The sequence below is a fragment of the Ruegeria sp. YTSA064 genome, assembly GCF_059610325.1.
In genome coordinates, this window is sequence record NZ_JBXWNK010000010.1 from 24,735 (window position 1) to 46,710 (window position 21,976).

The 21,976-nt window shown below is 55.5% G+C and carries 19 protein-coding genes; 8 read left to right on the top strand and 11 right to left on the bottom strand.

Going from position 1 to position 21,976, the window contains the following annotated elements:
- The first annotated feature begins 67 nt into the window (after positions 1-67).
- Complete coding sequence (locus AC2FI7_RS15510; protein WP_010438286.1) at positions 68-859, top strand: inositol monophosphatase family protein; 792 nt, start codon at positions 68-70, stop codon at positions 857-859.
- A gap of 4 nt (positions 860-863) precedes the next feature.
- On the opposite strand, the gene AC2FI7_RS15515 is transcribed toward AC2FI7_RS15510, so the two are convergent.
- The 4 genes from AC2FI7_RS15515 to AC2FI7_RS15530 are packed head-to-tail and all read right to left on the bottom strand — an operon-like array spanning position 864 to position 5,743.
- Positions 864-1,430: a histidine phosphatase family protein gene (locus tag AC2FI7_RS15515; protein WP_010438289.1), complete on the bottom strand. Its 567-nt coding sequence runs from the start codon at positions 1,428-1,430 to the stop codon at positions 864-866.
- Complete coding sequence (locus AC2FI7_RS15520; protein WP_010438291.1) at positions 1,431-2,492, bottom strand: ABC transporter ATP-binding protein; 1,062 nt, start codon at positions 2,490-2,492, stop codon at positions 1,431-1,433.
- An 11-nt stretch (positions 2,493-2,503) separates the two neighbouring features.
- A complete protein-coding gene (locus AC2FI7_RS15525; RefSeq protein WP_010438293.1) occupies positions 2,504-4,717 on the bottom strand; it encodes an ABC transporter permease in 2,214 nt (737 codons plus the stop codon).
- Positions 4,718-5,743: an ABC transporter substrate-binding protein gene (locus tag AC2FI7_RS15530; RefSeq protein WP_010438296.1), complete on the bottom strand. Its 1,026-nt coding sequence runs from the start codon at positions 5,741-5,743 to the stop codon at positions 4,718-4,720.
- Between the two features lie 287 nt (positions 5,744-6,030).
- Here AC2FI7_RS15530 and AC2FI7_RS15535 point away from each other — a divergent pair, with 287 nt between their 5' ends.
- The 6 genes from AC2FI7_RS15535 to AC2FI7_RS15560 are packed head-to-tail and all read left to right on the top strand — an operon-like array spanning position 6,031 to position 11,255.
- Positions 6,031-6,858: a DeoR/GlpR family DNA-binding transcription regulator gene (locus tag AC2FI7_RS15535; RefSeq protein ID WP_480654600.1), complete on the top strand. Its 828-nt coding sequence runs from the start codon at positions 6,031-6,033 to the stop codon at positions 6,856-6,858.
- Positions 6,859-6,898: 40 nt separating this feature from the next.
- Complete coding sequence (phnD, locus tag AC2FI7_RS15540) at positions 6,899-7,873, top strand: phosphate/phosphite/phosphonate ABC transporter substrate-binding protein (RefSeq protein WP_170471462.1); 975 nt, start codon at positions 6,899-6,901, stop codon at positions 7,871-7,873.
- A 58-nt stretch (positions 7,874-7,931) separates the two neighbouring features.
- On the top strand, positions 7,932-8,726 hold the full coding sequence (phnC, locus tag AC2FI7_RS15545) for a phosphonate ABC transporter ATP-binding protein (RefSeq protein WP_496815733.1): 795 nt from the start codon (positions 7,932-7,934) through the stop codon (positions 8,724-8,726).
- A complete protein-coding gene (gene phnE / locus AC2FI7_RS15550) occupies positions 8,723-9,538 on the top strand; it encodes a phosphonate ABC transporter, permease protein PhnE (protein ID WP_010438308.1) in 816 nt (271 codons plus the stop codon). The genes phnC and phnE (AC2FI7_RS15550) overlap by 4 nt, the downstream gene beginning before the upstream one ends.
- Complete coding sequence (gene phnE, locus AC2FI7_RS15555) at positions 9,538-10,353, top strand: phosphonate ABC transporter, permease protein PhnE (protein WP_010438311.1); 816 nt, start codon at positions 9,538-9,540, stop codon at positions 10,351-10,353. Before phnE (AC2FI7_RS15550) ends, phnE (AC2FI7_RS15555) begins: the two co-directional genes overlap by 1 nt.
- On the top strand, positions 10,317-11,255 hold the full coding sequence (locus tag AC2FI7_RS15560) for a TIGR01459 family HAD-type hydrolase (protein ID WP_496815734.1): 939 nt from the start codon (positions 10,317-10,319) through the stop codon (positions 11,253-11,255). Before phnE (AC2FI7_RS15555) ends, AC2FI7_RS15560 begins: the two co-directional genes overlap by 37 nt.
- Positions 11,256-11,423: 168 nt before the next feature.
- Here AC2FI7_RS15560 and AC2FI7_RS15565 read toward each other — a convergent pair whose 3' ends face one another.
- The 7 genes from AC2FI7_RS15565 to iolD all read right to left on the bottom strand — a co-directional run bounded on the left by AC2FI7_RS15565 (position 11,424) and on the right by iolD (position 20,735).
- Positions 11,424-13,109: a tryptophan halogenase family protein gene (locus AC2FI7_RS15565; RefSeq protein WP_010438318.1), complete on the bottom strand. Its 1,686-nt coding sequence runs from the start codon at positions 13,107-13,109 to the stop codon at positions 11,424-11,426.
- Between the two features lie 1,256 nt (positions 13,110-14,365).
- Positions 14,366-15,355 (bottom strand): inositol 2-dehydrogenase, encoded by a 990-nt coding sequence (gene iolG, locus AC2FI7_RS15570; RefSeq protein WP_010438321.1) that lies wholly within the window; start codon positions 15,353-15,355, stop codon positions 14,366-14,368.
- Between the two features lies 1 nt (position 15,356).
- A complete protein-coding gene (locus AC2FI7_RS15575; protein ID WP_010438324.1) occupies positions 15,357-16,187 on the bottom strand; it encodes a class II fructose-bisphosphate aldolase in 831 nt (276 codons plus the stop codon).
- Positions 16,184-17,041 carry a 5-deoxy-glucuronate isomerase gene (locus AC2FI7_RS15580; protein ID WP_010438328.1) on the bottom strand — a complete coding sequence of 286 codons (858 nt, stop codon included), beginning with the start codon at positions 17,039-17,041 and terminating at the stop codon, positions 16,184-16,186. The genes AC2FI7_RS15575 and AC2FI7_RS15580 overlap by 4 nt, the downstream gene beginning before the upstream one ends.
- A 12-nt stretch (positions 17,042-17,053) precedes the next feature.
- Positions 17,054-18,031, bottom strand: coding sequence for a 5-dehydro-2-deoxygluconokinase (gene iolC / locus AC2FI7_RS15585; protein WP_010438330.1), 978 nt, complete (start codon positions 18,029-18,031; stop codon positions 17,054-17,056).
- Positions 18,028-18,867, bottom strand: a complete 840-nt coding sequence (locus AC2FI7_RS15590) for a phytanoyl-CoA dioxygenase family protein (protein WP_010438332.1) — start codon at positions 18,865-18,867, stop codon at positions 18,028-18,030. The genes iolC and AC2FI7_RS15590 overlap by 4 nt, the downstream gene beginning before the upstream one ends.
- On the bottom strand, positions 18,867-20,735 hold the full coding sequence (iolD, locus tag AC2FI7_RS15595; protein WP_010438335.1) for a 3D-(3,5/4)-trihydroxycyclohexane-1,2-dione acylhydrolase (decyclizing): 1,869 nt from the start codon (positions 20,733-20,735) through the stop codon (positions 18,867-18,869). The genes AC2FI7_RS15590 and iolD overlap by 1 nt, the downstream gene beginning before the upstream one ends.
- A 129-nt stretch (positions 20,736-20,864) precedes the next feature.
- Between iolD and AC2FI7_RS15600 the strand changes: the two genes are divergently transcribed.
- On the top strand, positions 20,865-21,968 hold the full coding sequence (locus tag AC2FI7_RS15600) for a Gfo/Idh/MocA family protein (protein WP_029621693.1): 1,104 nt from the start codon (positions 20,865-20,867) through the stop codon (positions 21,966-21,968).
- Positions 21,969-21,976: the final 8 nt, after the last annotated feature.

The following is a 21,976-nucleotide window of genomic DNA, read 5'->3' on the forward strand; positions in this document are numbered from 1 at the left end:
AGGTTGTTGTCAGCCGATACCACATCCGCCAAGGTGCACATTCTACTCATCAAATGCAGGGGCACCCATGTTGCAACTTTCTGAGCGAAAAGAATTTGCGGTTATGACTTGCCAGGAAGCGGGAAAAGTCGCGGCCGAGTATTTTGCAAATCGGGATGCGCTGCTGGTCGACCAAAAGGGCGCTCAGGATTGGGTGAGTGAGGCAGATCGGAACGTTGAAACCTTTATTCGCGACAAGATCAGGGATGCTTGGCCCGAAGATGGAGTCTTTGGTGAGGAGCATGGTGCAAGCAAAGGGACAAGCGGGTTTGATTGGGTGATCGACCCAATCGATGGGACAACCAATTTTGTTAACGGGATTCCAGCCTGGACCATCGTTCTGGCCGGTGTGTCAAATGCGCAGACCCAGATTGGCGTCATCCATGATCCAAATGTCGACGAAAGCTATGTCGCCGTCCGGGGTGGAGGCGCAACGCTGAATAACGCCCCGATGCGGGTCGCTTCAGGCGTCGCGCTGGAGGAAGGAACCGTAGCTGTCGGATATTCAAACCGCATCGAAGCCCGCCACGTTGTTCCGATTATCGCAGATCTGATCGAACATGGAGCGATGTTTCACCGAAACGCCAGCGGTGCTCTGTCATTGGCCTATGTGGCTGCGGGTCGGCTGCTGGGCTATGTCGAAGAGCATATGAATGCATGGGACTGCTTGGCCGGTCAGTTGATGATCGCAGAAGCTGGCGGCAGGATTGAGGATCAGGATGCCGATGCCATGATCCGCAATGGCGGCCGGGTGATCGCAGGTACACCGGATGTGTTCGACACTTTGCGCGAGATAGCCGAGCGTGCATGGAAGACCTGAGCGACTAGTCGAGCGAGCACCACCCGCTCAACGGTTCAAGCGTCTTTAGATCGGCCTGCCAATAGTGGCCTTGCGCGGGTTGATCGTATCTCCGGTCAATGGGACGGCCCGATAAGATGCACCATAGCAGAGTGCCGACAGCCCCGTGCGTAACAATGGCAAGGTCGTTGCCATCGTGTTTTTCAACAATCGAAATCGTTGCCCGATGAATGCGTTGTTGAGCCTCTATTGCCGTTTCCCAACCGTGAAAACTGGTAGCCGGGTGGTCAAAGAAAGCATCAGCAGCGGCTTCAAAAGCATCGCGCGGCAGAAAACCGGTGGTGCTGCGGTCATTTTCGCCAAGATCCGCATTTAGATTTACCGGCAGGTCTCGGGGCGTCGCTAGAAACTCAGCCGTATCGCGGGCCTTTTGCTCGGTGCTGGTCCAGATTTGAGAGACCTCCGAGAAGATCTCGGCGTTCGCAAACGCGGAAGCGCGGCGACGACCTGTTTCACTAAGCCCCCAATCCGTTACAGGAATGTTGGGGTCGATTACGACCTCGGGATGCGTGATGATCAGAAGCTTGGGCATTTATTCGGGCAAAAGCACGGGTCCTTTCTCGGCAAAACCCATCCGAATTTCTGCACCGGGTTCAAGCGGTGCATCCACATCGTCGTGCACCGCGAAGACCTGACCGAACGCTCCGGTCAGAGTGTACTCCATGCGAACTCCAACATAGGTTGCCTTGGCGACGGTGGCGGCGATGCCCTGCTCGGCGCCGATCACCAGACGCGAGGGTCGGATGGCGACAGTTGCGGGCCCCTGAGGCATATCGCGAGATGACAGCGTGTGGCGGTAGCCCTCGATCTCGATCGTTGCCATATCTCCTTCGACAGAGATGATCTGACAAGCCAGCAAGTTGGCTTCGCCAATAAAATCCGCAACGAAGCGATCATTGGGTGCATCGTAGAGCTGGCGTGGCGTACCGATCTGCGCGATGGCGGCATTCCGCATCACGACAATTTCGTCTGATACCGCCAAGGCCTCTTCCTGATCATGTGTCACATAGACGACCGTCAGGCCAAGATCCTGTTGGATGGCCCTGATATCCTCGCGCACCTGGCGGCGCAGTTTCGCGTCGAGATTAGACAGAGGTTCGTCAAATAGCAGCACCTGTGGCTCCAATACCAAAGCCCGCGCAACGGCGACGCGCTGCTGCTGTCCGCCAGACAACTCTGATGGCAAACGGCCATCAAAACCTTTCAGGCCAACCAGCTCCAAACCGTCCAGAGCGCGGCTGCGGGCCTCGTCTTTGGCAAAGCCCGAGAACGTGAGGCCATACATAACATTCTCAAGCACACTCATATGGGGAAACAGAGCGTATGACTGGAACACCATCGACACGTCCCGATCCGTCGCGGGCAGCTTGGTTACGTCGCGATCCCCGATGGTGATCTTGCCCGAGGTTGCCATCTCAAGCCCTGCGATCATCCTCAGCGTCGTTGTCTTGCCACAGCCTGAAGGGCCCAGCAGCGTAACCAGCTTTCCAGCTTCGACATGCAAGTTGATATTGTCGACGGCAACGACATCCTTGCCGAACATCTTTGTCACGGACTCGAACCGAACCGGCGCGGCTTTGGACTGCAGGCTCATGTCAAACTCTCCTAAACATTGGTCCGCGACTGCGTCATTCGTCGCCCGATCTTGGTCCGGCCCACGATCAACTGCATCAAGGCAACCACTGACAGCATTACAAAGATCAGTGTGGTGGAATAGGCAATGGCGAGACCATAGTCGTTATTTTCGACCCGCCCGATGATGTAGCTTGTCGCCATGTCATATTCCGCGCTGACCAGAAAGATTACAGCGGATATCGCCGTCATGGCCCGCACGAAACTGTAGACCAGTGCTGCAAGGATCGCCGGTCGAAGTAGTGGCAGGATGATCCGGCGGAAAGTCTGCCAGGAATTTGCGCCAAGGGTCAGCGAGGACTCGTCCAGACTGCGATCCAATTGCGACATGCTGGCGATACCGGCTCGGACACCGACCGGCATGTTGCGGAATATGAAGCTGACAACAAGGATAACACCCGTGCCCGTGATCTCGATCGGTGGTACGTTGAAGGCCAGAATGTAGCTGACGCCAATCACGGTGCCGGGGATGGCAAAGGATAGCATGGTGCCGAACTCAAAGGCGTCTTTACCCGCGAAACTCTGTCGGGTCAGAAGATAAGCTGTCACCAGGCCCACAGCAGCGGTTAACGGCGCAGCGATTGCGGCGATCGTTATGGTGGTCCAGAAACTATCCCACGCAGCGCCAGTCCAGCGAATGCCTTCAGCCTCAAATCGAACCGAGAAGGCAGTGACGTAGTGTTTGAACGTCAGGGAATTATTGACCCCCCACAATTCAACCACGCTGCCGTATACGATCATGGCATAAACGACGATGGTGAATACCGCCCAGCCAAGGGCGACTGTCAGCACCGGGATGGAAAGGCCGGTTGGCATCAATGGATGTACGCCAGCGTCCCCTTTGCCAGTGACAGTGGTGTAGCTCTTTTTACCCAGCCAAGCCCGCTGCGCGTAAAATGCAGAAAGCGTAAAGAACAACAACACCATAGCCAGAACCGCAGCGCGGCCCTGATCGTATTGCGCACCAACAATTGCAAAGAAGATCTCGGTCGACAGCACATCAAAATTGCCACCCAGCACAAGTGGGTTGCCAAAATCAGCCATGCTTTCGATGAAGCCGAGAAGGAAGGCATTGGCAAGGCCCGGGCGCATCAGCGGCAGGGAAACAGTTTTGAATGTCTGCCATCTGTTCGCACGCAATGTCTGGGCCGCTTCTTCCATCGAAGGAGACACCCCTTCAACGACGCCAATGAGCACAAGGAAGGCGATGGGTGTAAATGCCAAAGTCTGTGCAATCAGAACACCTGGCATGCCATACAGCCAGCGCGTGGGTTGTGTGCCGAATAGCTCTGCAAAGAACTGCGTGACCGAGCCCGAAAGGCCAAACAGCAGGATCAGCGCTAGTCCGATCACAAAGGGTGGCGTGATGATCGGCAGAACCGTGAGAGCGCGCAATGCGCGCTTGTAGCGAAAGCCCGAGCGGGTCACGACAAGCGCAAAGCACAGGCCAAGTGCCGTGGTGATGAAACCAACCAAAATGGCGAGGAATAGTGAGTTCCAGGCCGCCCCACATCGCGCACCCCAGAAACATCCCAGCCCCCAAAGCCGGTCGTCAAAGAACTTCGAGAAAAAAACCGCGATGGAGTACGCGCCATCCTCCGTCACAAAGGCCGCGAACAACATCTTGGCGATGGGAAAGAATACAAACGCGGTGACGATGGTGATCACACCACCGATGGCGCTGACCACGAAGACGTCTCCGTTAATCGCCCCACGTGCGGCGACACCCTGGGTTAGAAGGAACAGAAAACTCGACGCGCAGATCATCGCGCCATAGCCCATGCCGAATTGCCGATCCCCGAGTTCTCCGAACACAGACTCCAGCCAATCGAAATTGTAGCCTCGGATTCCGATGCTAAAGCCTTGTGCGATCAGCCAGCCGAAGCCCAGCGCCCCTGACAGGATCAGAATGCGCGCATAGAGCGGATCTGATTTGGCGCGTCTTAGTACCGAAAGCGGCAACAGTAGAGCGATAAGAAGCGGCGCAAGCCACAGCTTTTCACCTTGCCCGATCAGAAAGGCTGCTGGAGCATAATCTTCGTCGAAAGGGTAGCCGTCCAGAAGCCACTCGAACGACCACAGGCCACCGTCAACCATGTACCACGGCAGCAGGCAGAATCCGACCCACCCGGCGATGACCCAGAAGATCAGAACCGGATGGGTCGTTTTTGTCGTGTCGTCAGTCATTTACTGCGGCAGTACCGAAACCTCTTCGTCCCATTTTTGCAGCAAGCGCTTGCGCTCATCCGACGAGCCGTATTTCTTGAAGTCATAGTCGATCAGCTTGATCTGGCTCATGTCCGGAGCGCTTTCGGACGTCTCGGCGCCTTTGTTTGACGGCACCTGAAATGCGTTGACCTGAAGGGCAAGGTTCTGTGCTTCGGGCGACAACGCCCAGTCATAAAACTTCTTGGCCTCTTCTTCGTTGCGAGCTCCGTCGATGATCGACATCGAACCAATCTCGTACCCAGTTCCTTCGCACGGCGCGACGACCTTGATCGGGAAACCCGACACGGCCTGCTTTACCGCGTCATGCATAAAGACAATACCGATGGTATTTTCGCCGCGCCCCGCAGCCTTGATCGGGGCCGAGCCCGATTTGGTGTATTGGTTGATGTTCGAATGCAGGCCTTTCATGAAGTCAAAGCCCTCATCCTCGCCAAAAATCTGCACCATTGAGGCAAGTGTCGTGTAGGCCGTACCTGACGAATTTGGGTTCGCCATCTGAACATGACCCTTGTATTCGGGCTTCAAAAGATCCTTCCAGCACGCCGGTTCGGGCAGGTTGTTTGCGGCGACAAGATCGGCATTGTAGCCGTAACCAAGCGCACCGGAATAGATGCCGATGGTTCTGTTACCGGCACTTTCAGCCTGAGAAATCGCCCAGTCATGAAGCTGATCGCGCATGGGCGAGACGTATTCCATTGTCAGACCCTCTTCTGCGGCCTGAAGATGCGGATCACCGGTGCCACCCCACCAGACGTCACCCTTAGGGTTGGAGCTTTCTGCACGAATCTGAGCAAATGTCTCACCCGAGGATTTACGTGTCATGTTGACGTCGATGCCGGTCGCATCTTCAAAGCTGCGCGCCATCAGCTGACACCAATCCTCTTGAGCAGAGCAATAAAGAGTCAGCTTGTCTGCTTGGGCTGCTGACATTGAAGCTGCAAGGGCGATTAGCGAGCCCAATGCGGTAGACGTAAATCTCTTCATTATTTTCTCTCCCTGTTTGGTTCATTGCGTCCGGTTTTCCCGGTGTATTATGTGCTTTTTCCTTCAGACTTTCGTTGTTCCTCGAACGTGGCCATCGCGCATTCTGTATGTCCGTTCAATTACCGTTCCCTGCGATGCCAACCAGCCAATCCATACATTGATCCGGGACTTCGAAAGAGGCAATGTTTTCCGAAGTCTCACAACAATATGAGGGTTTTGCAACAGAAATAGTTGCAAAACGCCCGAAACACCACAAAAGTGAATGTGAAGCCGAGTCGGGTTGCCGGATGTCCAAAACAGAAACACGCGGGATGAGGTCTGAAAAAAGTCAGGCTCGGGTTAAAAAATCCGATCGCCGTCGAGAGATCCTGCTTGAACTGAAGTTGCGCCCGCATGTCCGGATCAGTGAGCTGGCGCAGCGGTTCAATGTGTCGGCAGAAACCGTGCGCCGGGATTTCGATGCCTTGTCAGAAGACGGGCTGATCGCACGCGCACATGGCGGGGCATCTGCGCCCACACAGGGACGATATCCAAGTCTTGATGAACGGACTAATGCGCGTACGGAGGAGCGTGAACGAATTGGAAGATGTGCGGCTGCGTTGATTCAAGATGGCGATACGGTGATGATTGATTCCGGTTCGACCACGGTTGAGATGGCGCGCGCGCTTTCTTATCAGGGAACTGAGTGCACGGTGATAACAAACTCGATCCCCGTTGCGATGACACTTGGCCATTCGCCCACCCAGGTTCTCTTGTGCCCAGGCGAGTATCTTGCCGAGGAATCGGCCATTATCGGCACTGATACGCTCGAATACCTGTCCCGTTTCAATGTCGATCAATGCATGATCGGGGCATCCGGAATTTCGGCCGAGGGCCCGTCTGAGACCGTGCAGGGGTTTGCTGCGGTCAAACAAAAGATGTTGGCGCGATCAGCAAAACGGCATTTGCTGATTGATTCAGAAAAATTCGGGCGCAAAGGCCTGTCGCAGGTAGGTGATCTTGATGGGCTGGATTCCATCATTACCGACACAAAGCCGAGAGGTGATTTGCTGGGCTCTATCAATGCAGCCGGCGTTGCCATTCTTATCGGAGAATCCATTTCAAAGAACGACTAACTGTGGACAGTGACGGCCACGCATAACTGGGAGGAATAATATGAATATTGACGTGAAATTACTGATCGGAGCATCAGCATTTGCACTTTTGTCGTTGGGCGGGGCTGCGTCGGCTCAGGATTGTCCGCGCGGTGATCTGGATGAACGGTTCTGCGATGCCGACGGTGATCTGATCGCGGACATCCCCACCGATCCTTCCGAACAGATCGATCCCGACACATTGATCTTCGCCTACACTCCGGTCGAGGACCCAGCCGTTTACAAAACCGCGTGGTCGGACTTTCTTGACCATTTGAAAGCTGAAACCGGTAAAGATGTTGTCTTTTTCCCGGTTCAGAACAACGCTGCCCAGATCGAGGCGATGCGGTCTGGACGCCTGCATATCGCGGGTTTCAACACCGGTTCTAACCCGCTGGCGGTGAACTGCGCCGGGTTCCGTCCTTTCACGATTATGGCCTCAAAAGATGGTAACTTCGGGTATGAAATGGAGATCATTACCTATCCAGGCTCTGGCATCGAAAAGGTCGAGGACATCAAGGGCAAGCAACTGGCCTTTACTTCACCCACTTCGAACTCGGGATTCAAGGCACCGTCGGCTATTCTGAAAAGCGACTTTGATCTGTTGCCCGAACGTGATTTCGAACCAGTCTATTCCGGCAAACATGACAACTCGATCCTCGGTGTGGCCAACAAGGACTATCTGGCTGCTTCGATCGCAAACTCGGTCAAATCGCGGATGATCTCGCGAGATGTGATCAACGAAGACGACGTCATCACGATCTACAAATCGCAGACTTTCCCGACGACCGGCTTTGGCACCGTGTACAACCTGACTCCGGAACTGCAGGAGAAAATCCGCAACGCTTTCTTCAGTTTCGAATGGGACGGCACGACACTTGAGGCTGAGTTCTCAAAATCGAACGAAGGCCAGTTCCTCGAAATGACCTATCAGGAATTCTGGGACGTGATCCGCAAGATTGATGCGGCAAACGGCGTTTCCTACGCCTGCCAATAATCCGATACTATAATGACGGGTCCCGTCGGGCCCGTCTCAACCCTTACAGGGGTATTAAATGCTGCGGCTTCAAGAGCTTACCAAAACTTACAGAACCGGGGATCAGGCGTTAAAAGCAATCAATCTTGATGTGCCCAAGGGACAGGTGCTTGCTTTGATCGGCCCATCCGGCGCAGGCAAATCCACGATGATCCGCTGCATCAATCGACTGGTTGAGCCGACAAGTGGCGCTGTTATGCTGGATGATACCGACCTGACCAAACTTGGCTCAGGCGGGTTGCGCAAAGCGCGACGCGAAATGGGTATGATCTTTCAAGAATATGCGCTCGTTGAACGCCTGACGGTTATGGAAAACGTCCTGTCAGGGCGGTTGGGATATGTCGGCTTTTGGCGCAGCTTCCTGCGGCGATACCCTCAATCTGATGTCGATGAAGCCTTTCGTCTGCTAGATCGGGTCGGACTGCTGCATATGGCAGACAAACGCGCCGATGAACTGTCGGGCGGTCAGCGCCAGAGGGTCGGCATCTGCCGCGCTCTGATTCAGAACCCCAAACTTTTGCTGGTGGACGAGCCAACTGCCTCTTTGGACCCCAAAACCAGCCGTCAGATCATGCGGTTGATTACCGAGCTTTGTCAGGAACGCGGATTGGCAGCGATCATCAACATTCACGACGTGGCGCTTGCGCAGATGTTCGTGCCGCGTGTCGTGGGCCTTCGATTTGGCGAGATAGTATATGACGGCCTCCCCACCGGTCTTACCCCCGACAAACTAACCGAAATCTACGGTGAAGAAGACTGGGAAGCCACGATTGAAAAAGTGGACGAAGACGAAGAGATCGAGGCCGCAGAATGAGCCACACCGAACTTGATGACGTTCTTGGTAAGGGGTGGCGCAAACCGCCGTTTGTTAAGAACGCGATGCTCCGCTGGGCTCTGATTGTTGGTTTTGTTGCCTACCTGATTGCCGCCTTTCTGACCATCGAGGTCGATTGGGGTCGGGTTTATGAAGGGCTGGATCGCGGCTGGGCCTTTGTACTGGCCTTCACCAGCCCCGATTTTATATCGCGCTGGAGCGATATCTGGAGCGGTTTGCTGGAAAGCATTGTCATGACTGTTGCGGCGTCTGTTGTGGGCATCCTGATTTCGATCCCGATCGGGCTGGGTGCTGCACGCAACATCGCTCCTCTGCCCATCTACGTCATCTGCCGCGGCATTGTCGCCATCAGCCGTGCCTTGCAAGAGATCATTGTAGCGATCCTGTTGGTTGCGATCTTTGGCTTTGGTCCTTTGGCAGGTTTCCTAACTCTCTCATTCGCCACCATCGGGTTTCTGTCGAAACTTCTGGCTGAAGATATCGAGGCCATGGACAAAGTGCAGGCTGAAGCCATCAAAGCCTCGGGCGCACGCTGGATGCAGTGGATCAATTACGGCGTGCAGCCTCAGGTCATGCCGCGACTGGTTGGTCTTTCAATGTACCGGATCGATATCAATTTCCGCGAAAGCGCCATCTTGGGGCTTGTGGGTGCGGGTGGCATCGGAGCGACGCTGAACACAGCCTTCGATCGCTACGAATACGACACCGCTGCCGCCATACTGATCCTTATTATCGGGATCGTCATGGCGCTCGAATACCTCTCGGGTATCATTCGCGCGAGGGTACAGTAATGCCGGTTCTGGAACAGGAAGGTACGCAGATTTGGCGCAGGCGAACGACCGGGCAAAGCCTTGTTCGCTGGTTTGGCTGGCTTTTGGGCGTCGCAGTTTTTGTCTATTGCTGGCAGATCATCTCGGCGTCGACGACATGGTTCTTTGTCTGGGATGCACCGCGCATCGCAAATGACATCTGGACCCGTGCGACACCACCAAAATGGGATTATATTACGCAATTGGGGCGTCCGATCTGGGACACGCTGAATATTGCCACGCTCGGCACGATCATCGCCTTGTTTCTTGCCGTACCAGTCGCTTTTCTGGCTGCGCGCAATACCACGCCCTCGGCCGTTTTCATCCGGCCTGTTGCTCTTCTGATCATCGTTTCAACCCGTTCGATCAACTCGTTGATCTGGGCCCTCCTGCTGATCGCAATCATCGGTCCCGGGGTTTTCGCAGGCGTTATCGCCATCGCGATCCGGTCTATCGGGTTTTGCGCCAAGCTGCTTTATGAAGCCATAGAAGAAATCGACCACACTCAGGTCGAGGCCATAACGGCCACCGGCGCATCGCGCTGGCAGATCATGGCTTATGGCATCGTCCCACAAATTCTGCCCGCCTTTGCAGGCATCGCCGTTTTTCGCTGGGATATCAACATCCGCGAATCCACGGTTCTTGGCCTGGTCGGAGCGGGGGGTATCGGACTGCAACTATCGGCTTCGCTCAATGTCCTGGCATGGCCGCAGGTCAGCCTGATCCTGATTGTCATCCTGATTGCCGTGATGATCAGCGAATGGGTCTCTGCCAAAGTGCGGGGGGCGATCATTTGAGCCAAATCTCGATTGAAGAGGCGTTCGATGCATACGAAGCTGCGCGGCATCGTCTGCCCTCTGCTGACGCTACTGGCCAGTCCTTTCGTCGGGTGGAAACACTTGAAGATGTAGCCGATGAGTTTGACGTCTTCCTTTTGGATGCGTTCGGAGTTCTTAACATTGGTGAAACCGCTATCCCCGGTACGCCTGAACGGGTCGCAAATCTAAAGGCCATGGGAAAGCGCGTTCTTGTGGTTTCGAATGCTGCCGGGTTCCCTCATGCGGCATTGATCGAGAAATACACTCGGCTTGGCTATGATTTTGCTTCGCAGGATGTCATCACCAGCCGCGCAACGCTGCTTGCAAATCTTGATTTGCAACGCGAGCTGCACTGGGGGTTGATGGCAACACCAAGCACGGGCCTTCGCGATCTGGAAGGTTTGAACCTGACCTATCTGGAAGAAGATCCAACACCCTATGATGCGGTCGACGGATTTTTGATGATTGGGTCTGCGGCCTGGACCGAAGCGCGGCAGGCTTTGTTGGAGTCTGCTTTGTCAAAGCGGCAGCGACCTGTATTGGTCGGCAACCCGGATATTGTTGCCCCCCGAGAAAGTGGCTTTTCAATTGAACCTGGCCTGTTCGCACATCGTCTCGCCGACCGAACTGGTGTGGTCCCGGAATTCTTCGGAAAGCCGTTCGGCAACATTTTCGATCTGGCATTCAAACGGCTGGGATCCATCGACAAGTCCCGCGTTCTTATGGTCGGCGACAGCTTGCATACAGATATTTTGGGTGCAAACGCAGCAGGGATCGCATCGGCTTTGGTCTCAGGTTACGGTTTCTTTGCTGGACACGATATTGAAACAGCAATCGACAAGGCCGGTATCGTTCCGGACATCATCGTAAGCCGTCCTTGAAACTGGCCGAAACCCCATCGAATGCTATCCATAGGACCGCAAAGACATACCAAACCATGAGCTGGTCAGTGGCCTATTCGCTAAAAATAGAACCTGACCAGCAATTGGTGGGCTATGCGTGCTGCTACAACGTATTGGAAGACGCTCTGTTGCGTTTGCAATACTGCCCTAGAATAGCTGCAAGTCCTTCGCGCCACTTTGAATTTCGGCGAAGTTCGGCATGTTCTGCACAACCACAGGAGCCGGAGCCGTGCCCGGCATCGCGACTGTTGGTTTCGCAACAGCCGCTTTACCAAAGGCGGGTTTCTCCAGCTCTCCTCGGATATCGCGCAGCAACGTTTTGTGATCTGGCATTGATTTGAGGATTTGCGCGAGGTCCATTTTCGCACCTTTCCACCACTGGAACCAAATCGGTTTCTTCAACGGCCGAATGCGATCGCGTATGCCCGTGCCATAGCCAGTATCATAGACCTGTTTGCCCAAAAGGACGGTCTGATAAACGCGGAAATTGAACAGCGTTGCAAACTCGATATCGTGTTCCATCGGCAGGCGGTGCTGCCACAGCTCTAGGTTCTCAGCCAACCGATCCGGGATCTTCATCTCGGTGCGGGCGTCGATCCAGTATTGATCATCGGTGCGGTTGCCCAATCGGTAGTGCAGACAGATGAAATCTAGAACTTCGTCGTAGAGCTTGTTCATCTGACGGTTATACCGATTGCGCAGCGCTGGCTCGATATCGCGTGTCGGCAAATGTTCAGCGAACCAGCGTATTGCATGATCGATCATATGGATTGCGGTACTTTCAAGCGGTTCGATGAACCCACCGGACAGACCTATCGCAAGGCAGTTCTTGACCCACGCATTGCGTACGCGGCCGACGCGCATCGGGATCACGCGGGGTGTCAGACCCTTGCCGCTGTCACCCAGCCACTCCAGATATTCATCCGCCGCTTGATCATCGGTACGATGCGCCGATGAATACACATAGCCCGTGCCCACACGATTGTAGAGTGGCACCCGCCACGTCCAACCTGCACCAAGAGCTGTCGACCGAGTGACGCTTTCGATCCTCTCCGGATCGGGATGTTCGATCTGCAGGGCCATTGCGCGATCGTTAGGCAGGTATTCGGAATAATCCATAAATGGCTCGCCCAGAGCCTGATTGATGATCAACCCGCGGAAGCCGGTGCAATCAATGACCATCTCGATTTCATGGCGGCCCTTGCGCTCTAACATCAAATGACTGACGTTACCGTGCTCATCCAGCTCGACCGATTGAACTTCATCCTGAATATGTTCAACGCCACGCTTAGTGCAGACTTTGGTCAACATACCCGCAAATTTCACGGCATCCAGATGATAGGCATAACCAAACCGCTGCTCGAATTCGGGTGCACCTAAGGGCCGCGCCCCTTTGCACAGGCGAGCAAGATCATCATGCGGTGAGATCGATTGCGTAAAGTCCCGATCGCCATTGCCAAATCGTAGGAAATATTCGGCTGCTTCCAACCCTTCCAGCAATTGACCATGCGCAAACGGGTTTACATAATCAACGCGATTGCCCTTCGCGTCGTTGTTCCAGTTACAGAACTTCACACCCAGCTTGAATGACGCGTTGGTTTCGCGGAAAAAATCCCTCTCGGCAATACCCGCCTGGCGGAGCGTGACCGGCATACGCGGTACAGTTGCTTCCCCAACGCCCACGGTTGAGATATTGGGGCTCTCGATCAGGCAAATACGCGGGCGATCCTTAGGCGCCGAAGTGCGTGAAAACACCATGTCCAAGATCAGCGCGGTCATCCAACCGGCTGTACCACCCCCAACGATGGTGATTTTGCGCAAACGATTATTCATGTTTATTTGTCCCTGTTGGCTCGAGGGGAGATTGCAGCTGCTTCTTGTTTTTGTACTGATGTATATTTGGCAGCGTTCCCCGTTGGCTTGGTGGAAACATAACAGCTTTTCTGCGTACAGCCAGAGTCTGTGGCAATTCGTTCGACCTGCACATCCGCTGATCCGGTACCAGATCCCCAAAATGCCTAAAAATATTTTGTGACGAGACGTTCATTTTTGTTTGATTGCACTTAGGAAATTCAAGCGTAGTCGCCCAAAGTTTTGAGAGATAATTGCAAACATGGATTATGCTGCTGTTAGCCCGATTAGATTTGCAAGCTCCAATGGTGAGGCTTGCCATATCTCCCAGTTGATATTTCGGAATTACAGCAATGAATTAATAGCTTGTAACACGAGAAGGGCCGCCCAACGAACCCGATTATTTGAATCTATTGGAACCAAAGTGGCCAACCCTTCAAGGTCTTGTGGGTAGTTTGAGATCAGCTTTGGTTCCGCGCCGGATCTCCCATGGCGTGATCCAGCACGTTGATCCGGGCCGTCTGGATTTAGCATCAATCCTCATTTCTTTCTGTAGATTAGAGGGCCGGTCGAGGCTTGCTGAATGGAGCCCTTGAGTAGCTCAGGCGAAGCAGTTTGGGTGGCACGGTTGAGATTGGCGTAGACGGCAGAATGTCCAGACGACGCTTTACGGTGATTTCAGGCGATCACCTATTGGCAAATGGATAGTCGGACTGGCGACGTTCATTCTCCAATTCCCGCTATTGCTCGCGAAGGACTTCATTACCCCGATATTGTATCTGGTATTGGAAGACTGACTTAAACAGGCCGTTCAGTTCACACGCCTGACTATTGTCCCTGGATCAACGGAGGACGAAAAATCGCCGTAAGTTTTTTTGTCGAAAGAACCTTCATTGCCCCGTTATCTAGCATGACAGGCGCCAACATCCGTCGCAGACAGTTGTTCTCGTCCCGCGGCGTTCGCAGATCCTTCGCACCCGAACGTTCATCCCGCCAAACTTGGCCCTGTATCTGCAAAAGATCGCAACACTGGCTCCACGGCGTGCCGCGTGCTCGAAGCGAGTAACCACGTATGTCGGTTTGCACAACGCCCGAAAAATTTAATCTTTCAGACACATTCCGGACATCTCATGCGGATACCAAGCAGTTACGGCGCGCTTGGAGGATGTCTGGTGATTTCTTGAGGGGGTACGAGTGCAGCGCGTCGTACCTCATCCCTCATTTCAGTTTGTGAGGCATTAAGCGAGCTTCACAACCGATCCCTGCTTCAAGGAAGTGTCTGCCGCATCTGCCAGTTCCTGCGCCCGTAACCCGTCAACGATACCTGGAGAGGGAGAGGATGCGCGAGACACCGCATCAACGAAGTGTCCCATTTCTGCCCGATAGGCGCTTTCATATCGCTCAAGGAAGAAATGTCGCGCGGGGGATTTCTGAAACCCGGCAGGTGTCGCAATCTCGACCGCATTTTCCAGCATGTTTTCAGCCCGCAACATGCCCTTCTCACCATGAACTTCAATGCGTTGGTCATAGCCATAGCTTGCCCGGCGTGAGTTTGAAATCTGGCAAATCTTGCCGCTCGCCGTGGTCAGGGTGACAGCAGCGGTATCGACATCTCCGGCCTTGCCGATCTCGGGGTCGACTAGTGATGAGCCAACCGCGTAGACGCTGATTGGTTCTTCACCCAGCAGGAAGCGCGCCATATCCAGATCGTGGATCATCATATCGCGGAACAGCCCACCCGAGCTTTCGATATAACTGATTGGTGGCGGCGAGGGGTCGCGGGACAGGATGGTGACGATCTCGACGTTTCCGATTTCGCCGTTGGCGATACGGGACTGGATATTGGCAAAGCTGGGATCAAAGCGGCGGTTGAAGGCCGTCATGAAGGGCACGCCGGTGGCTTCGACAACTTTGATGCAGTCGCGGATGCGGTTTGCGGACATATCAACTGGCTTTTCGCAGAAGATCGCTTTGCCAGCATTCGCGGCTTTGTGGATCAGATCGTAGTGGGTATCGGTCGGGGTGCCGATGACAACAGCGTCAACATCCGCACTTCCAATCAGGTCTTCCGCCGACAGGGCCTGTGCGCCGGTTTTGTCGGCCAGCATCTGAGCCGGCTCCGCAAACGCATCTGCCACCGCGCTGACTCGCGCGCCATCAATCTGCCCGATCGAGCGCGCATGAACCTGCCCGATCCGTCCGCAGCCCAGTAAGCCGATATTCAGCATCTCATGCCCCTTTGAAGGCTTGTAGAACCCGGCGTGTCGCCTCGACCACCGGTTCATGTGTTTCTTTCAAGATTTGAACGCGGTCGAACCTGTCCGGGTCGGCATTTACGGCAGTACGCAAGGCATTACCAAATGCCATCCGCAATTCGGTCCCGATGTTGAATTTGCAGATTTTCGACCCGCGTGCCAGAGCAGAGCGCTGTGTGACCGGTACCCCTGAACCGCCATGGATCACCAGCGGTACTTCAGTCACGGCTTCGATAGCGCGGATGCGGCCCTCGTCCAAGCCACCTTCTTTATTCTGTTGCAGATGGACGTTGCCGACCGAGATTGCCATCGCGTCGACGCCGGTCTCATGGGCGAATTGCGCGGCCTCATCCGGATCAGTGCCGTCCGAACCCTCGCCGCCGGAATAGCCAACAAAACCGATTTCACCTTCGCAGGAAACACCGGCAGAATGGGCCATTTCGGCAATCGCTGCGGTCTCGGCAATGTTCTGCTCCAATGGCTTGCGCGAGCCGTCGAACATGACCGAAGTGAAGCCACTGTCGATGGCGATGCGGCAGTCTTCATGGGTGTAGCCGTGATCCAGATGGGCCACGACAGGTACGCTTGCCCCCTCGGCCAAATGGCGGAACATCTTGCCCAGAACCGGCAGCGGCGTGTGTTCGCGGCAGGATGGACCGGCTTGTAGGATGATAGGCACGCCTTCGGCTTCGGCGGCGGCCACATAGGCGCGCATATCCTCCCAGCCCAAAGTCACCAGCCCGGCCACGGCATAGCCGCCACGCAGCGCGGGTTGCAGCGCGTCCGATAATGTCACAAGGCTCATTTGAACTTGGCCACCATGTCCATGATTCCGGGGATGGTGTGCAGTTGGGCTGCATGGGTCGGTTGGAAGTACTGTTTTAGCGAGCGCTGGCTGAGGCCGCCGAGGATGGTGAAATAGTACATTTCGTACCCCGGCAGAACCGCGCAAGGGTGATAGCCTTTGTCGATCATGATCGTTGAACCATCCATGATGTGATAGGCATCGCCCGGCTTGTTGTCCTCACGCTGGAGCATCTGGATGCCCGAGCCATAGTCGGGCCGGAAGCGGAAATTGTAGGTCTCGTCATGGCGGGTTTCGATCATCTCGCCATCGTCACCTTTGCGGTCGGTGTCGTGTTTGTGGCTAGGAAAACCAGACCAACCGCCTTGACCCACGGTGAAAAGTTCAGACACCAGCAGGCGGCCCACCTTGTCGTGGTGGTTTGCGCCAAGAATGTGTTTGATCTTGCGGTGCGTTTTGGTGTCGTCAGAACCGTATTGAACCAGATCCAGCTCGGGCACGCGGACATCAAAAGGCTCAAGCACGCGGTCGAACTTAGCGCCCGCTATGAAGGTCTCGGTCTCGTCCGTCACGCAAGTAATGCGAACCTTAGCGCCGACGGGTACATAGACACCTTCGGGGTCGCCATCCCAGACGTCGATGGTGCGGTTGCCGAGGTTGGTATAAATCGCTCCGTCCACATCCACATCTACAGTGCCAGTGGCAGGCACAATGCAAGTCTCATAGCCAGGTACCGCGTATTCGAACACTTCGCCCTTTTTTAGCTTGACGATGTTGAAATAGTTCAGCGGCACCAGATCATTGTCGGCATCGACAATAGGTTTGTTCTGGTTGTCATGGGGCGCGATATGCATCTGCGTCTCCTTTCAGGTATCCGTGGGGCCCGGGTGTCGGGCCAGAAAATCGTCAAGTTCAGGCGTGGTCGGCATGGCCCCGGCGCAACCGGGTTTCGATACGACGATGGACGCGCAGGCCGAGCCGCGCAGCACTGCGTCGCGCAGGTCATGCCCCGCCGCGATTGAGGCCAGCAGACCGGCCAGGAAGCTGTCGCCCGCGCCATTGGGTTTCACAGCGGTGACCGGGTAGATGCCGGTGCGGATCTCTTGCCCGTCGGTCAGGGTGATGGCCCCTTCATGGCCCATCTTGTAGACCACCATCTTGCCGTTGGCAGCCAGTTCACGGGCTTTGTCTAGCCCCTTTTCAATGCCGCCCGCCATAAAGCCGAATTCTTCGTCGTTGCCGACGATTAGATCACTTTCGTTCCCAGCGCGGGTCAGAACATCTGAGGCCACCTGCGCCGAGGGCCAACTATAGGGACGATAATCAATGTCGAAGATCACTGGTAAACCAGCGGCGCGCGCGTTTTCAAACGCGCGAAACGTAGCCGAGCGTGAAGGCTCTGCCGCAAACACTGTGCCTGCCGTGATCAGGGCAGAAAACGAGGTATAATCCACCGCATCCATATCAGCTTCGGTCACCTGAAAATCGGCGGCGCCGTTGCGGTAGATGACATTCTGAAAGTCTTCGATGCAGCTTTCGTAGACAGCCAAGGACGTACGCGCCTCGCCGCCCACAGCACGGACATATCGCGTTTCAACGCCATAATCCTGCAGCTGGTTCACACAGAATCGGCCGACTGCATCATCTGATACAGATGTAACCAACGCGGCTTGACCGCCAAGCTTGACCAGCCCCGCGCAGATATTGGCGCTTGAGCCGCCCAGATCGGCATGGAACGTATCCGCATCAACGCTTTTGGTGCCGATGGGACCAGCAAACAAATCCATACCCGCGCGTCCGAACACGGCAAAGCGGTTGCCTTTTATGCCTTTGACTAGTGTCACTTGCGCCCCTCGGTATTGCCTGCCCGCGCAGCATCAAGCACCTCGGGGTAGGGATAGTTCAGACCCAGCAATTGCCGCATGTCGGGGCTTGCTTGATTGAGGAAATCTTGCGGTAGCGCAGCAGGCATATCTTCCATCGGTTTGACCCATTTGGGCAGGTACTGGATCAGGATCGCACTGCGGTCGTGATCTGCATTGTTTGGCATCGCGCAATGCCATGTCACGCCATAGAAAAGAGCAACATCGCCGGGCTCACCGGTCATCTGCTCGCATTTGTCGAAGAACTTGTCTTCAGGTGTGGGATACCGCAGCTCTTTCTGCGATCCGGGTACATAGCCGGTCGCGCCGCTTTCCTTAGTGAACGGGTCCAGCAAAACCGAGACCTGCGCGTTCATCGGAAATGACCCATTCAGACCCATGGGATGCGTTTCGGGGCTGTGAAAATCCCAATAGGGATAGTCGACATGCGGCTCTTGCCCCGGACCGCCCGGTAGGATGCGGTTGGCAGCGATCGAGCCCATGATGAACTCGGTCCCCAGAAACTTGCGGAGGATCTTCATCAAAACCGGGTGAGCGGCCAGGCGAGAAAACACGTCACCCTTCGCCAAAAGGTTCCACACACGGCGTTGCAGGTTCAGCTTGCCATCTTCTTCTGCGGCCCCCTGAAAATGCGTCACTTTCTCGGCCGCCGCCTCGGAATGCTCCATGACGATCGCGCGGGCCTCGGCGATTTCCTCGGGTGTGAACAGGCCTGAGATGGCAACCGCTCCGCCGCCATTCAGCAACTCATCAACGATGACGTCAGGATCGGCTGTCTCTGCTGTAAACCGTTTCATCAGATACCCTTACGCTGCTTTTCACGAGTGGTTTCCCATTCAACATGGGCATTGCGCACGTTTTCATCGGCCGAGGTATGAGGGGTTCCAACCTCCCACCAGGCATGTCCTTCGGTCGTCCAACCTTCGTAGGCATCCACATCCATCACAATTACGTAAGTTTTGTCGCTGGCCTTCGCGCGCTTGAACGCTTCGGTCAGTTCTGCCGGGTTCGCGACCTTCTCGCTTGTGGCTCCCATCGAAGCCGCGTGGGCCACGAAATCAACGCCGAAGGCTTCGGGAATGGTCGGGCAATCTTCCAGCAGGTTGTTGAAGCTTTCGTTGCCGGTGTTGTTCTGCAGTTTGTTGATGACCGCAAAGCCACCATTGTCCAGCACCAGCACGATCATCTTCTTGCGGCTCAAGACCGAGGAATAGATGTCTGAATTCAACATCATGTACGAGCCGTCACCGCAGAAGGTGATGGTGTCTTTCTCAGGCTCGCGCTCGGATTGGGCAATGCGCGCACCCCAGGCGCCTGCGATCTCATAGCCCATGCAGGAAAAGCCGAACTCGACATCGACGGTACCGATATCCAGAGTGCGCCAGTTGGCTGTAACCTCGGCGGGCAATCCCCCAGCAGCGGCAACCACACGGTCGCGCGTGTCGCACAGCTCATTCACGACGCCGATGGCTTGAGCGTAGGAATTCGGACGGTTTCCGTAGGAGACATTCTCGGCCACATAGGCATCCCACTTGTGCCGCTCTTCCTGCGCCAACGAGACCCACTCAGCAGGAGCGGTATAGTCAACTGCCTGTGTTAGAGACTTCAAAGATAACTTTGCATCCCCCACAACCGGCAAGGACATGTGCTTGCCCGCATCATGCCGCGCTGCGTTGATCGAGATGAACTGAGCGTCCTTGTCAAAGGCGGTCCACGATCCGGTTGTGAAATCCTGTAGCCGCGTGCCGACTGCGACGATCACATCGGCCTTTTCTGCAATCGCATTGGCACTGTCTGAACCCGTCACGCCAATCGGGCCGATATTCAGCGGATGGGTTGCCAGCATGTTGGCGCGGCCTGCGATGGTTTCGACGACCGGGATCTGGTGCTTCTCGGCAAACTCAGTCAGTTCGGTGACAGCTTTGGAATACTGAACGCCGCCGCCTGCGATGATCATCGGGCGTTTCGCGCCTGCCAGCGCGGCAACCGCATCAGCGATCTCATCCGCATCAGGCGATTGGCGACGAATGCGGTGGACTTTCTTTTCAAAGAACTTCACCGGGTAGTCATAGGTCCAACCCTGCACGTCTTGCGGCAACCCGAGGAAAGCAGGCCCGCAATCGCCCGGGTCCAGCATCGTCGCAATGGCGGCGGGCAGAGATTGAATGACCTGTGCCGGATGCGTGATGCGATCCCAATAGCGGCTGACCGGCTTGAAGGCGTCATTCACGCCGAAGGTCGGGTCATAGTAGTTCTCCATCTGCTGCAGAACCGGATCAGGCAAGCGGGTGATGAATGTATCCCCGCACAGCATCAGCATCGGCAAGCGATTGGCATGGGCAAGCCCGGCGGCAGTCAGCAGATTCGCGGTACCGGGTCCCGCGCTGGCGGTGCAGAACATGAATCGCTGACGCAGCCACTGCTTGGCATATCCTGCGGCCGCGAATCCCATGCTCTGTTCATTCTGCCCACGATAGAGTGGCAACTCATCCCGCACGGTATTCAGGGCCTCTCCCAGGCAGGTCACGTTGCCATGGCCGAAAATCCCGAAACCCCCGCCACATAAACGATATTCCTGTCCATCGATCTCGATAAATTGGTTCGACAGCCAGCGAATGATCGCCTGCGCCGTTGTCAGGTAAACAGTGTCATGTTGCGCGGACATGTCTGCGGGCTCCTTTAGGAAAATTGAGGTGCAATGCCGAATGCAGCTTGCGAGAGTCCTATTCTCACGATACAAGTTTTGCAACCGGTTGCAAATGGTTTTCAAGAAAAAGCGGAGGAGGGCGTCGGAATGGCAGATATCGGCATTGGCATTCTGGGCGGCGGGTATATGGGTAAGGCCCATGCGGTCGCCATGTCTTCGGTCGGGGCAGTGTTCAACACCGCTTTGCGCCCGCGACTTGAGATGGTGTGCGCATCCTCGCCAGAAAGCGCCGAGCGTTATCGTCAGTCTTATGGATTCGCGCGTTCGACAGATAGCTGGCGCGAGCTTGTGAGCGATCCGAAGGTCGAGGCGGTTGTGATCGCCACCCCTCAGGAAACGCATCGCGAGATTGCTCTGGCAGCCTTTGCGCTGGGTAAGCCGGTTTTATGCGAGAAACCCCTGGGCGCATCGATGGAAGATGGCGATGCCATGGTGGCTGCGGCAGAGGCCTCAGGTTTGACCAACATGGTCGGATTCAACTATATCCGCACACCCGCCAGCCAACATGCTCGTCAGTTGATCGCCAATGGTGAGATCGGTGACATCACATGGTTTCGCGGCGAGCATACCGAAGATTTTTATGCCGACCCGCAGGCACCGGCGACCTGGCGTACATCTGGAATGTCCAACGGGACGATGGGCGATCTAGCGCCACACATGATAAACGCGGCGCTAGCCCTAATTGGGCCAATCGAGCGCGTGATGGCCGAGGTTGAAACGGTTCATAAAACCCGCCCGGGTGGTGAAGTGGATAACGACGATCACGCCCAGATGATGGTGCGCTTCGCGAACGGGGCGATGGGATCGATGTATTTCAGCCGCATCGCGACCGGACGCAAGATGGGATACGCCTACGAGATCAGCGGCACCAAGGGTGCGATCCGGTTTGATCAGGAGGATCAGAACGCATTGTGGCTCTACCGCATGGAAGGCCCCGAGTCCGAACGCGGCTTCCGCAAAATCCTGACCGGACCCGCCCATCCGGACTATGAGCCGTTCTGTCAGGGCCCTGGCCATGGCACGGGCTATCAGGATCAGATCATCATCGAAGCGCGTGATTTCCTGCGCGCGATCGAGACAGGCAAGCCGGTTTGGCCGACCTTCCGTGACGGGCATGAGGTCAACCGGATCGTTGCTGCGGCGCTGGCGTCGTCGGCGGATGAAAACTGGAAAAACATCGAAGATTTCTGAGCATCGGA